Below are 12,589 nucleotides of genomic sequence, written 5' to 3' on the forward strand. Positions count from 1 at the left end.
AGCATCTCATTTAGTTGAGAGCTCCTGAACCTCAAGAATTTACTCAGAAATGCACGAGCTTGAACTACCATCAACACATTTAACTGTGCAAGATGATAATGAATTAATCGTGATTGAGTTAATTTTGTTTGCATTATAATAGGTGTTACCAACACAATTTTTGATGTCCTTAGATTCAAAACTAAGGCAAAGACCTGTCAGACTATTAAAATGCTTGCATTCACCAACTTCAAAAGTAGAGTGTTTATCACCCGGTTTTGAATGATATTTTGCAGTTTTACCATGCTTTACACCGTAGTACATATTTGCAGCAGACGTTGAAACTAATCTGTAAGCAACATCCTTATCTGTAGTGTTAATGATATGCACTGTATTTAGAGCTCTCGTTGATTCATTTGCAGTAACTTCATTCGCTGCATAAATCGAAGAACTTGCTAACAATAATAGAGAAATGGCGGTAATGGTTTTCAATTGAATTTTCATGATATGACGCTCTCATTTAGTAAATTTAATGACAATCTACACTCTATCACTTACCTTGGTCATTATCAAGGTATTTATTTATTCATAAATTCTAGCTAATTTTACAATGCAGACCTTAGGAGCATAATCGCATTGAGCAATACTGATCTAATCATAGCTTGCTTCGAAATTGCACATTAGTTGCAATGGATTTTAAAAGCGCACCATTTGAAGAAGATTGAGTGTAATCTCGTTTTATATTATTGTTAAAAAATCTTAACACTTTATTTTGGCTTTGAGATGAACTGGATATTTTATCGACTGCTTGATAGGCAGCTTCACTGAATACCACATCGATGCCTGCTCTTAGTTCTGGATGTTTAATCGTATAGTTTTTTTTAATTAATTCTCCTGTAGCTTCTGCAACTGTATAAGAGACAATATTCAAAACATAGCGGGTTGGACTGATAATAAATTCGATGATTTCTATTGCGCCCCCAACTATATCTTGAGTCAACTCTGGACAATTTCTTTTTACAATGGGCATGACAAGGTTATCTTTAGCTGATTTTACATACGATGCAGGATGGGCTCGGTCCGATATCTTCCTAATAATTCGCACTAGAGAAACAAATTGATAGCCTGCTCCAACCCAAGTTAAGCCACAATATCCAGAATCTTTTGATTGATTTTGGCTTTTAATTTTCGGTGACTTTTTCGCACTCTCAGCCTTTTTCTTATTATCAGAATCTTTTTTGTCTTTTGCCATTATATAACCTCTTTTAATCACTCTACTTTACAACAGATTTTCATATTATATGAACACTTTACCAATTGCTGCTAGATTACCATAATATCATCATAAAAACCACATGATACAGTTATTGCAATTATCCAGATACCGAGCATAATATAGCCAATACAGGAGGTAAATCTATGATCAAATTGCGTTTAGGAATACTACTGTCGCTCATGATCTTTATATCAAGTTGCGCAACTCCTCCTGCGAATATTTCTATTCCTTCGCATGAGCCACCTCCATTAACTTTAACTAAACATCCTCGTGTGGCCCTTGTGTTAGGTGGCGGAGGTGCTCGAGGTTATGCACACGTCGGTGTTATCAAAGCTTTACAAAAAGCTGGTGTACCAATTGACTTGATCGTTGGGACTAGCGCAGGGAGCATCATAGGCGCTCTATATGCAGACAGCGCTAACTCTGTTCACGTAGAACGAACCATGCGCAAAACGCATTTTTTCGATTTTGCAGATTTCACCATCGTTTCATCCGGAAACGGTTTTATATCAGGACGAAAATTACAGCATTTCCTACTCAAGAACATGCAAGCCAAATCATTTGAAGAACTGAAAATTCCTCTCGTCGTCGTTGCAACTGATTTAAAATCGGGCAAAGAAAAACCACTCAGTAGCGGCCCTATCGCTCCAGCAGTCAATGCGTCCTCTGCCATGCCTGGCGCAGTGCACCCTGTTAAAATGTACGGCCTAACACTCGTTGACGGAGGAATGGTTGCACAACTACCCGTCAAAACTGCCAAACACTTTCATCCTGACATCATCATCGCTGTAAATATAGATGCTGATTTTGATAAAAAAATGCCCACTTCTTTTGTTGGAGTATTTCAACGTGCCTTTGACATCAGCATTCAGACTATTGGAAAATTCAGCGGAGAAGGTGCCGATGTACTGATTCATCCTTCAGTTGGAAATGCCGGCATTTTTGATGTGCATTTGAAACATACTTTCATTGTTGCTGGAGAAAAAGCAGCTCAAGAAGCATTACCTCAAATCAAAGAATTGCTCATAAAAAACTCCGCCTTAACTGCTAATTTAAAACCAATTCGTCATGCTAATTCGATGATCAAGCATTAAATCTTGTTTTCTATTATCTCCTCAATACGGATCTTGAATTGACCTCGTCTATTGCTGGCGATCCCGGATAATGTTTTTGGAACCATTGCTCTAGTTGTTGATTTAATTCTCGCCGTTTATACGTATCAACTGAAATGGGTAACCCTACATTTTGAAGAGAATGATAGAATTTCACTATACAAATATTTTTACATTTAATGCTGCGAGGACCATCGATATCAAACAAGTGATGAATATTACTTTGTGAAAAATTCTGAAGGAAAGTATCGTATGCTTGGCGGTTTTTAAATCCGACATTTAACCCTTCGTCATCACGCATAGAATCAACATATACAATATCTTTTCCATCTCCAATAAAACTTTCATCAGATGATTGAAGAGAGAAAAATGCAGTTCCAGGTGTTGAATGACTACCCCTATAGGATGGTGATGTTTGATCATTATTACCATTACGAGAATGATCATTTTCTTTATTTATTTTACTATTTAGGTTTGCAATTACCTCCTCATAAAACTCTTTTTTCTTTTTTGTTTTATCGTCAAGTTTTTCTTGTGCCTTAATTTTTTCTTCTAATTCACTCAATCGTTGCTGATAGTAGGACAGCTCATGTTTTCGTACAGCAACTAGTCGCGCATTTTCATTTGCATCAGATTCATATGGAGGAATATCAAATCTGTCATAATTATCTTTTTTTCCAGAATTACTTAATGTTTCATTTGCCAAATGAATTGCGGTTAATTCAATTTTTGCATATTTGCTAAGATTCGCATCCAAGCTGCCTTTAAACTTGTCAGGATGCCAAACCAAAGACTTTTCTCTATAGGCCTTTTTAATTTGTGCTTCATTAGCATTCCTGGGAACACCTAATACTTCATAGTGATCTCTCATATTCGTATACCTCGAGTTTTCTTTAGATATTACGTCGGTGAACTACATTAAGCAATACAGTTTTCTTAAACCCAATCACTTGCAATAAAGCTTTTCCTTTCATTAATGTAGCCTCATTGGCTACAAGTGCAGCTTATTTGGCTACGTATACGATTAATTATTACATCACATTTTAAAACTCTCTGAAAATAATGACTTAGCAGTCTATTTTTTTAATTAATCAGATATACTTGACAGTTTTCAACGTAACAACTAACAATATTAGCTGCTTTGATAGAATACGTCAATTTTTACTTGACAATTTTTATCAATATTACTATATTAGTTAGTACTATTGAAGAACAAGGTCAAGTATATGTTACTCATGGAATTTTTTGATCAACGCCCAATTTTTACCCACGAGGAATTTGAGCAACACTTAATCTCTCATGGCAGTACCAACCCACATACACATCGGGCTTTACTTGCGTATCACACAAAGAAACAGCATATTAAGCATGTACGTCGAGGTCTCTATGTCAGCATACCTATTGGATTACGTCATCAAGCAGAAAATTTTATTGTTGATCCTTTTCTAATTGCAGGACATGTTTCGAAAGATGCCGTCATAGCTTATCACAGCGCTTTTGATTTTCACGGAATTTCCTTTTCTACTTATCACCACTTCACTTTTATGTCTGAAAATAAAATACGACCGTTCACATTTCAAAATGCAGATTTCAAATGCGTATCCTTTCCAAAAGCGCTAGTTGAAAAAAAACTCACCAATTTTGAAGTAATCACAGCAGATCGACAAGGAATCAATATTATGGTCACGAGTATAGAGCGTAGTCTTGTTGATGCACTGGATCGTCCTGACTATGCTGGCGGTTGGGAAGAAATTTGGCGATCGGCCTCACACATCCCAATATTAAACTTAGACAAAATCATCAACTACGTAATGTTGCTCAATAATGCCACTTTATATGCTAAACTTGGATTTTTCCTTGAGCAACACAAAGATCACTTTAACCTCGATGAGCACATATTAAGTATTCTGGAAGAAAAAAAACCTCAAGGAATTCATTTTCTAGAACGTAGCAAACGAGAATCTGGAAAATTATTGAAGCGATGGAATCTAGTCGTTCCAGCTTATATTATTAAACAAACATGGGAAGAGCCAAACCATGAGGATATCTAAAGAAGAATTACAACATGAGGCCAATGCATCAGGATTTCGTGTCGAATTACTGGAGAAAGTCCTACTATTAATGCACATACTTTCAGACCTTTCGTCTGTAAACTGGAAACAACAATTCAGATAGTAATGACATCTCAAATCCAAATGTAGCCAAATAAGCTACAATTGTAGCTTATTTGGCTTCACATGACAAATATTACGGGGCTAATATTTCTACTTTTTGAATCAATAAACTACGCATTATAGCATTGACATCCTTCCATTCTTGATCTACCCCGGCTTAACTAATTAGTATTCCGTAAATTACCTACTATAATTTCCACTAATAGGAGATCTAGAATGCGCAACAATATAACAGTGATAGTAAATATTGTGATATTAATATCAACTATCGCTACACATATATTTTTTTTCGGACAATACTATGAAAAAATTAATAATATTGAAAGAATGGCAAGTAAGAATGATGATATCTTAGGGAAATTGGAAACGAAAATTTCTGTAGTCGTTGCCGTTTTACAACCAGACTATCCTAATATAAACATAAATGCTTTTATCGATCAGGACATTCTTAACCATAATTCACCTAGTAAAATTGCAGCGGGATTACAAGATTTAAAAAAATTGGACACAGTTTCTGGAGTTCAATATCTTATGAAATCTCATAATTTTAATGAGCAGCATGCGAAATCCGTTTTTTTACCCCCACAAGATTCCATCAAGTCGAATCAGAGAAATAGATAATAGCTTTCTCATCGTATGAGTCTTTCAATCCAATTTATTGCTGACTTCTCTGTCCTAATTAATTTTCTATTCTAGATGATTCGAAATTTTTTATCCCAACAAATGCTCCATACTCCATTAATTCCTTCCAATCTACTGATAACTTAATATTAGTTTCTGGTTCTTTTTTGAAATTTGATAAATTTGGACTTAAAAACAATCTGACTTCATCATCTGGAAGATGTTTATTATATTGATAGCATGCATACTCACATAGATTTTTATGATAAGTGTTTGTGAGGGTAGACTGCTCATCAACGTACTGAACTTTACAAATATTTATTAGAAAATTATTCGTATTCAGTTTACTCCCACCTATAAAATGACTTATATTATAGTTTTCTATAAAATACTTTTTTAAATTATCATAGTGGAAGACTAGACATAAATCCCGTTTTAAATCTGCTGCATACGCCTTCCAAATATACCTAGATTCATTTAGCGAAAAACAACATGCATATGTGTTATTTCGATTTGGTTCATCAAAGTCATATAATGAAACGTCTGGATTATTTTCAAATCTAACTGCCTCTCTTAATAACCTTTCTCTTTTTGGCATTTGTGAATCTTTAGGGTTACCTTCATATTGAGTTACGTTTTTAAAGAATAAATATTGTTTCTGACACATATCTATAAAATAGTCAAATTTAACGATCTTATACAAGAGCGTATCTGGGGATGGCTGTAGTAAGCGTTGTTCGAGATGAAACAACCTTTGATCATCTTCATGAATCTTCCTTATTAGAGAATCAATAGTAATAGTTTGACCATTCTCCCAATAAATAATATTCTTGTCGTTGTCAAATTTTAATTTAGAAAAACTATCAGGACAGTGCTTTTCGTTTAATACTTGAAAATCAATCAAATCTGCAAAATTGACTTTCTTTACTATATCATTATCAAAAACCACTTCAACAATACACTGCTCCAACAGTTTTACTTCACGAAGTCTTGGCATCATTCCTGCCTCCCCCACATTAGTACTACACAATTTATATACTCATTATAGCGTATAATATGTATATTGCTTTTTGGCGCCCGAAAATAAACCTAACTTTTAATCAACTACCTCTTTTATCAGCTTTGACAACTCACTCACAGCATAAAGCGGAACATTCAACAACTTTGCATCATATGCAATATTGCGCAAAGAGGTACGAACTGAAATCGGAGGTGAATATTCTTCGATGTAAACTTGAAGGCTTTTTTTCTTGGTAGACTGCCCTGATTTGACTTCTAAAGGTAACGGAATACCGTCGATATCGACAACAAAATCAACTTCAGCTTTGCCTTCGCTGGTCCAGTAGAAAAGCTGATGCTCAAGAAACGTTGTTAGCGCTTGAGCAATGTAATTTTCTGTAAGAGCACCTTTATATTCAACAAAAAGGTTATTTCCCTCTAACAGAACTTTGGAATTAAGTTGACTCATCGCACCTAGCAATCCCACGTCGAGTAAATAAGTTTTAAATACTTCATGATTGAAGTAGCTTTTTAGCGGAATACCCGGCTTTGAGATGTTGTAGCATTTTGTGATGAGATCAGCATCCACTAACCACTGAATTGCAGTTTCATATTCACGTGCCCTGGCGCTTTCTTTTATCACCGAGTAAATAAATTTTTTGTTTTCTTTTGCAAGCTGCGATGGAATAGTGTCCCAAACGATGGAGATTTTTGCGGCTTCTGCAGGTGTTGCATGCTTTGCGAAATCGAGCTCATAGGTTCGTAAGATATCTTTCTGAATTTGCCGTACTTCTTCAAAGTCTTTTGTTTGAATATATTTTGCAACCGCTTCTGGCATTCCACCGACAAACATGTATGTTTTTAAAGCCTCTATTAAATCATTATGAAAGACTTCGGGAATTTTTTCTTTGACGTTAATTTCACCCAATAATTTTATCCACCCAGTTTTATCAATGGCTCGCAGATATTCTTCAAATGAAAGTGGGTGCAGCTGTCGCATAGTGACTTTTCCAACGGGAAATCCTTTTTTTCCTTTTAATTTCACACCCAATAATGAACCTGCCGCTGCGAGATGATATTCGGGCGCATCTTCACAAAAATATTTCAGCGACGCCAATGCACCATCACAGTCTTGAATTTCATCGAAGCAAATCAAACTATTGTCTGGTGTAATTTGCGCTTGAAAATAGATTCCCAATTTCTCCAATATTGTTTTGGCACCAATGTTGCCTTCAAATAAAGAGCATGCGTCAGGGTTTTCGTTGAAGTTTAAATAATAGAAATGCTCATACTCTTCTTTCCCCAGTTTTTTTAACAGGTAGGTTTTACCCACCTGGCGAGCCCCTTCTAGCATCAAGGGCTTTCGGCCTTCTGAATGTTTCCAAGCAACGAGTTTCTTATAAAGTATGCGTTCCATGGTACTTACAATAGCAGAGCGCCTTCAATTTATCAAGTTATTCGTTCCGATTTCGTGATAAATATCACGTTATTCGTTCCAATAATGTGATATTTACCACGTTATTGGTTCCAATTCCGTGATATCGACGAAGAAATGCGCGTTTCAGGGCGATCGGGAATAGGGAACCGGAAGGGGTATTTTAGGGATGGCGTTAGAGGCGTCTGACTAGCCATAAATTCTCCATTTCTGGCTAGTATTTTCACTAAAATGCCGCTACAATGTCCGGCTTTTGTATAACTAAGCGGATATGCGACCGGTCTAAGGCGCTGAAACCGCGCAGTATTCGTAGTGGAGTAAAGAATATGGCCAATTTATTTGACTTAACTGTGGCAAGCCGGAATACCTTTGGTAAGGCTGCAAACCGTCGTACGCGCCGATTAGAGGACACGGTACCTGCAATTATCTATGGCGGTAAAGAAGAGCCAGTGGCAATTTCTTTATCTCACAATTTGGTCATTCGCGCCCTGGAAAACGAAGCGTTTTTCTCGCATATCTTGACATTGAACATCGATGGCAAGAAGAAACAACAAGTGATCGTTAAAGATATTCAACGCCATCCTGGCCGTCCACGCATCACACACATGGACTTCTTACGCGTAAGCGCTGACGTAAAACTCACCATGAGCGTTCCATTACATTTCATGAACGAAGAAAAAGCTCCCGGCGTACTAGCTGGTGGTGTTGTGAATCACCACATGGGTGAACTTGAAATTCGTTGTTTGCCAGCTGACCTACCTGAATTCATCGAAATAGACTTGGCCAACTTAGAGTTGGATGGCGTTATTCACTTAACGCACATTAAAGTACCTAAAGGTGTCGAAGTTATGCTACTCGCTCATGGCTCAGATCAAGCTCATGACCATGCAGTAGTGAGTATTCATATTCCTAAAGTTGTGGAAGAACCTGAAGAAGGTGCTCCAGCTGAAGGAGCTGAAGGGGCCGAAGCCGCTGGCGAAGAAGGTGCTGAATCTAAAGCTGCGGGCGAAGGTGGTGAAGAAGCCGAATCTTCTGAGAAATAGTGGCACCGCCTATCAGACTAATCGTGGGCTTGGGCAATCCAGGCCCGAAATATGCCGAGACGCGCCACAATGTTGGCGCTTGGCTAGTTGAAGAATTAACTCGCCAACATCACCTTAACCTACGTTCCGATAATAAATTCCACGGCAGTATTGGCAATATTAAAATCTCTGAACATGAATGCTGGCTTTTAATTCCATCTACCTACATGAATCTCAGTGGAACATCCGTTCAAGCGATGGCTAGTTATTATAAAATTCCACCAGAAGAAATTTTAATTGTTCATGATGAATTAGATTTTCCGGCGGGCCAAGTACGCTTTAAACAACATGGCGGACATGGTGGGCATAACGGACTACGCGATATTATTGCAAAATTACACAGCCCAGCTTTTCATAGACTTCGATTGGGCATAGATCACCCGGGTGATCGAAATGAAGTCGTTAATTATGTGCTTAAACCACCTCGCAATGAAGAACATACTGCAATCATGTCTGCAATTCGTAGCGCACTTGAAGTGCTGCCTACTTTTATTTCTGGGGATCATCAAAAAGCCATTCGAGAATTGCATTCAAATGCAATTGATGTATAACTGATCAATTTTTTTGTGAGTAAAGATTATGGGATTTAAATGTGGCATTGTTGGACTTCCCAACGTTGGAAAATCAACATTATTTAATGCATTAACTGAAGCGAGCGTTCAAGCTGCAAATTTTCCTTTTTGCACGATTGACCCTCATGTCGGCATTGTTCCGATGCCTGATCTACGTCTTGATAAATTAGCGGATATTGTAAAACCACAAAATATTGTCCCTACATCAATGACATTTGTTGACATTGCCGGACTTGTAAAGGGCGCGTCTAAAGGGGAAGGATTGGGCAATAAATTTCTGGCCAATATTCGTGAAACACAAGCGATTGCTCATGTCGTTCGCTGTTTTGAAAGCGGTGATATTATCCACGTTGCAGGTAAAGTTGACCCTACAAATGATATCGAAGTGATTAACACTGAACTTGCATTGGCCGATTTAGAAACGATTTCAAATGCACTTCTTAAAGTCAGCAAAACAGCAAGATCGGGCGATAAAGTCGCAAAAGCACAACTAGAGCTTTTTGAAAAAGTTAAACTTCATCTTGATGCAGGCAATCCTGTGCGAACAATGGATTTAGATACAAATGCGGTGGAATTGTTGCAACCATTTCAATTAATTACTCTCAAACCCGTTCTTTATATTGCAAATGTTGATGAGCACGGTTTTGAAAATAATCCGTTGTTAACTGTCGTTGAAGAAATTGCAGCGCGAGAAAAAGCGAGCGTTATTCCCATTTGCGCAGAACTTGAGGCCCAATTAGTGGCCCTTTCCCCTTCCGAGAAAAAAGAATATCTACACGAGCTCGGCTGGGAAGAGCCTGGATTAAATCGAGTGATTCGTGCTGGTTACGACCTGCTCGGTTTACAAACGTATTTTACCGCTGGCGTAAAAGAAGTGCGCGCATGGACGGTGAATATCGGTGCAACGGCTCCACAAGCGGCCGCTGTGATTCATACTGATTTCCAAAAAGGCTTCATCCGTGCAGAAGTGATTGCATATGATGACTTCATTAATTACAAAGGTGAACAAGGCGCGAAAGAAGCCGGAAAATTGCGCGTTGAAGGTAAAGAATACATCGTCAAAGACGGCGATGTGATGCACTTCCGCTTTAACGTTTAAGCTGGGTGCCCTCTCAGATATAGCTCTAATTTAGACCTCTTTTCGAAAAATTCTCGGGTTTTTCGTCGTTCTTGACATAAAGTGGGAGCACAAAGTGTACTGCCCGTTCATTTTGTGGTACCACTTTATGTACAAATTAGACATTTAGTGGTCGCACTTTTTGTATCAATGAGCTATACTATACCACATGGATAGACTAATCTTACAGAAACTACGTAATTGGAGGGACGACCCTAAACGTAAGCCTCTTATCATAAAAGGGCCTCGTCAAGTCGGTAAAACCTACATATTGAATGAGTTTGGTAAACGATATTTTGATACATACCATTATTTTAATTTTGAGAAAGAGCCGGGCTTAGGTGAGGTGTTTGGAGTCGATCTGGACCCCAAACGGATTGTTCAAGAGTTAAGCTTGAAGCAGCGTAAGAAAATTGATTATACGAAAGACCTCATTATATTTGATGAAATACAGGCCTGCCCAAAAGCACTCACAAGCCTAAAATATTTCTGCGAAGACCTCCCTGGAACATATCTGTGCTGTGCTGGCTCATTATTAGGTATTCACCTTGGGCCAGTGTCTTACCCGGTTGGTAAAGTTGACCACCTCTCAATGCATCCTATGTCATTTTTAGAATTCATGATGGCAACAGGAAGTGAGCTGTATGTAGAGCTATTAAATAATCTCACCATATCTAGTCAAATTCCAACTGTAGCTCATCAACATCTGTGGGAATGCTTAAAGCATTATTTTATCGTGGGTGGATTACCAGAAGTCGTCAACACTTATAAAGAAAATAGCAAAGACTTATTCACCGCTTTCAATTTAGCTAGAGAAAAACAAAGTGATCTTATAACAGGGTATTTTTCTGACATCGCGAAACACTCTGGGAAAATTAATGCAATGCATATTAACCGAGTTTGGCAATCAATTCCGGAGCAACTAGGCCTCTCGCAGGATGGATCTGCGAAAAAATATAAGTTCAAAGATGTTATACCAGGCATTGATCGTTTCAGTAAAATGTCAGGAGCAATTGATTGGCTAGAATCAGCTGATTTAATAATCAAAGTAACTATTGCACACCAAAGTCAATTACCTTTACGATCCTACACAAAAGAAAATACTTTTAAACTATTTATTTTTGACGTTGGGATATTAGGAGCCCTATCAAATCTTCCACCGTCAACAATAATGGATTATAATTACGGATCTTATAAAGGATACTTTGCCGAAAACTTCGCCGCACAAGCATTCAGCTACTCAAGCACAGACCAGATATTTAGCTGGAATGAAGGGAAATCAGAGATAGAGTTTCTAAGACAAATTGATGGCCATATTATCCCAGTAGAAGTGAAATCAGGATGGGTTACTCAAGCAAAAAGCCTTCGCGTTTACAATGATAAATACCAACCAAATTACAGAGTAATCATGAGCGGGAAGACTTTGACCATTGATAACAACACAAATGTTCACAATTATCCTTTGTACCTGGCCGCTCAATTTCCTTTAAAAGATATTATTGAACAATAGATGACACAATATCCTATTTTTAACTCTCATCGCGCTTGAACTCATTGTAAATATTTTGAAAATTTTTAAACCTATCTTTTGTGTCAGGATTATTATGAATATGATCAATATAAACTTTGTTTATTTCATAATAAAATTTTACTGAGTCCTTAAATAAACTTTTTATTTCATTTTTCTGATCTATTTCACCTTTTGAATAAATAAAACCCAACGTATCAAAAAACTCTATGAGCGAGAGTATATATATAAACTTGGATTCATACTCTTTAATTTTTACTTCTGTATCTGGTTTTGAAATCTTATATATCTCTTTAGAAGCCATTTTCACGGCGTCTTTATATAAAGCTTTATTGCTCATGAAAAATACCCTATAGAATCTTTGAAAATATTCATCGATTAATTTTCTTGCTTTTATAATTTCAACTGTATGCCAAAGCTGATCCAACTTTAGCATATGATCACCCAAATTTATTTTGGCTATTTTATTTAATTGATTATATGCAATATAAGCAATAGCCATGGTTGCGATCATAGTCAAAACAGTTGCAATCATAGTCAAAAATGCTATCAACTGAGAATACTCTCCCTCATATTGAAATAAGCTGAACAACAAAATAGTCAACGCCATTATAAGAACGATGATAATAATATTTCTAGCATTAAATCCCATTTAACACCTCATATTAAAGAGAGAAATCACACTCACTATAAA

The 12,589-nt window shown here is 37.1% G+C and carries 14 protein-coding genes; 8 read left to right on the forward strand and 6 right to left on the reverse strand.

Annotated features, from left to right (window positions below):
• Positions 1–39: 39 nt before the first annotated feature.
• A complete protein-coding gene (locus K2X50_03090; GenBank protein ID MBX9586223.1) occupies positions 40–483 on the reverse strand; it encodes a hypothetical protein in 444 nt (147 codons plus the stop codon).
• A 151-nt stretch (positions 484–634) separates the two neighbouring features.
• Positions 635–1,231 carry a hypothetical protein gene (locus K2X50_03095; GenBank protein ID MBX9586224.1) on the reverse strand — a complete coding sequence of 199 codons (597 nt, stop codon included), beginning with the start codon at positions 1,229–1,231 and terminating at the stop codon, positions 635–637.
• 167 nt (positions 1,232–1,398) lie between these two features.
• Here K2X50_03095 and K2X50_03100 point away from each other — a divergent pair, with 167 nt between their 5' ends.
• Positions 1,399–2,349, forward strand: coding sequence for a patatin-like phospholipase family protein (locus K2X50_03100; protein MBX9586225.1), 951 nt, complete (start codon positions 1,399–1,401; stop codon positions 2,347–2,349).
• 13 nt (positions 2,350–2,362) lie between these two features.
• Here K2X50_03100 and K2X50_03105 read toward each other — a convergent pair whose 3' ends face one another.
• Positions 2,363–3,238: a DnaJ domain-containing protein gene (locus K2X50_03105; protein ID MBX9586226.1), complete on the reverse strand. Its 876-nt coding sequence runs from the start codon at positions 3,236–3,238 to the stop codon at positions 2,363–2,365.
• Positions 3,239–3,593: 355 nt separating this feature from the next.
• On the opposite strand from K2X50_03105, the gene K2X50_03110 reads away from it, so the two are divergent.
• The 3 genes from K2X50_03110 to K2X50_03120 all read left to right on the forward strand — a co-directional run bounded on the left by K2X50_03110 (position 3,594) and on the right by K2X50_03120 (position 5,162).
• Entirely contained in the window at positions 3,594–4,418 is an 825-nt protein-coding gene (locus tag K2X50_03110; GenBank protein ID MBX9586227.1) for a transcriptional regulator, read from the forward strand.
• Positions 4,405–4,542, forward strand: a complete 138-nt coding sequence (locus tag K2X50_03115) for a hypothetical protein (protein ID MBX9586228.1) — start codon at positions 4,405–4,407, stop codon at positions 4,540–4,542. The genes K2X50_03110 and K2X50_03115 overlap by 14 nt, the downstream gene beginning before the upstream one ends.
• Before the next feature lie 215 nt (positions 4,543–4,757).
• Positions 4,758–5,162 carry a hypothetical protein gene (locus K2X50_03120; GenBank protein MBX9586229.1) on the forward strand — a complete coding sequence of 135 codons (405 nt, stop codon included), beginning with the start codon at positions 4,758–4,760 and terminating at the stop codon, positions 5,160–5,162.
• 58 nt (positions 5,163–5,220) lie between these two features.
• Here the strand turns inward: K2X50_03120 and K2X50_03125 are convergent, their stop codons facing one another.
• Together K2X50_03125 and K2X50_03130 are read right to left on the reverse strand one after the other, a co-directional pair.
• Entirely contained in the window at positions 5,221–6,162 is a 942-nt protein-coding gene (locus tag K2X50_03125; GenBank protein MBX9586230.1) for a hypothetical protein, read from the reverse strand.
• A gap of 96 nt (positions 6,163–6,258) precedes the next feature.
• Positions 6,259–7,578, reverse strand: coding sequence for an ATP-binding protein (locus K2X50_03130; GenBank protein MBX9586231.1), 1,320 nt, complete (start codon positions 7,576–7,578; stop codon positions 6,259–6,261).
• 344 nt (positions 7,579–7,922) lie between these two features.
• On the opposite strand from K2X50_03130, the gene K2X50_03135 reads away from it, so the two are divergent.
• The 4 genes from K2X50_03135 to K2X50_03150 all read left to right on the forward strand — a co-directional run bounded on the left by K2X50_03135 (position 7,923) and on the right by K2X50_03150 (position 11,877).
• Complete coding sequence (locus K2X50_03135) at positions 7,923–8,639, forward strand: 50S ribosomal protein L25/general stress protein Ctc (protein MBX9586232.1); 717 nt, start codon at positions 7,923–7,925, stop codon at positions 8,637–8,639.
• A complete protein-coding gene (gene pth, locus K2X50_03140; protein MBX9586233.1) occupies positions 8,639–9,229 on the forward strand; it encodes an aminoacyl-tRNA hydrolase in 591 nt (196 codons plus the stop codon). The genes K2X50_03135 and pth overlap by 1 nt, the downstream gene beginning before the upstream one ends.
• A 28-nt stretch (positions 9,230–9,257) precedes the next feature.
• On the forward strand, positions 9,258–10,349 hold the full coding sequence (gene ychF, locus K2X50_03145; protein ID MBX9586234.1) for a redox-regulated ATPase YchF: 1,092 nt from the start codon (positions 9,258–9,260) through the stop codon (positions 10,347–10,349).
• A 187-nt stretch (positions 10,350–10,536) separates the two neighbouring features.
• On the forward strand, positions 10,537–11,877 hold the full coding sequence (locus K2X50_03150; protein MBX9586235.1) for an AAA family ATPase: 1,341 nt from the start codon (positions 10,537–10,539) through the stop codon (positions 11,875–11,877).
• A 19-nt stretch (positions 11,878–11,896) separates the two neighbouring features.
• On the opposite strand, the gene K2X50_03155 is transcribed toward K2X50_03150, so the two are convergent.
• Complete coding sequence (locus K2X50_03155; protein MBX9586236.1) at positions 11,897–12,547, reverse strand: hypothetical protein; 651 nt, start codon at positions 12,545–12,547, stop codon at positions 11,897–11,899.
• Positions 12,548–12,589: the final 42 nt, after the last annotated feature.

The organism is Gammaproteobacteria bacterium (genome assembly GCA_019748175.1).
GTDB lineage: Bacteria > Pseudomonadota > Gammaproteobacteria > JAIEPX01 > JAIEPX01 > JAIEPX01.

Coding starts and splice junctions, on each gene's coding strand:
- ychF (MBX9586234.1), top strand. CDS start 9,258: ATGGGATTTAAATGTGGCATTGTTGGACTTCCCAACGTTGGAAAATCA.
- K2X50_03105 (MBX9586226.1), bottom strand. CDS start 3,238: ATGAGAGATCACTATGAAGTATTAGGTGTTCCCAGGAATGCTAATGAA.
- K2X50_03130 (MBX9586231.1), bottom strand. CDS start 7,578: ATGGAACGCATACTTTATAAGAAACTCGTTGCTTGGAAACATTCAGAA.
- K2X50_03155 (MBX9586236.1), bottom strand. CDS start 12,547: ATGGGATTTAATGCTAGAAATATTATTATCATCGTTCTTATAATGGCG.
- K2X50_03120 (MBX9586229.1), top strand. CDS start 4,758: ATGCGCAACAATATAACAGTGATAGTAAATATTGTGATATTAATATCA.
- K2X50_03150 (MBX9586235.1), top strand. CDS start 10,537: ATGGATAGACTAATCTTACAGAAACTACGTAATTGGAGGGACGACCCT.
- K2X50_03125 (MBX9586230.1), bottom strand. CDS start 6,162: ATGATGCCAAGACTTCGTGAAGTAAAACTGTTGGAGCAGTGTATTGTT.
- K2X50_03115 (MBX9586228.1), top strand. CDS start 4,405: ATGAGGATATCTAAAGAAGAATTACAACATGAGGCCAATGCATCAGGA.
- K2X50_03090 (MBX9586223.1), bottom strand. CDS start 483: ATGAAAATTCAATTGAAAACCATTACCGCCATTTCTCTATTATTGTTA.
- K2X50_03110 (MBX9586227.1), top strand. CDS start 3,594: ATGTTACTCATGGAATTTTTTGATCAACGCCCAATTTTTACCCACGAG.
- K2X50_03135 (MBX9586232.1), top strand. CDS start 7,923: ATGGCCAATTTATTTGACTTAACTGTGGCAAGCCGGAATACCTTTGGT.
- K2X50_03100 (MBX9586225.1), top strand. CDS start 1,399: ATGATCAAATTGCGTTTAGGAATACTACTGTCGCTCATGATCTTTATA.
- K2X50_03095 (MBX9586224.1), bottom strand. CDS start 1,231: ATGGCAAAAGACAAAAAAGATTCTGATAATAAGAAAAAGGCTGAGAGT.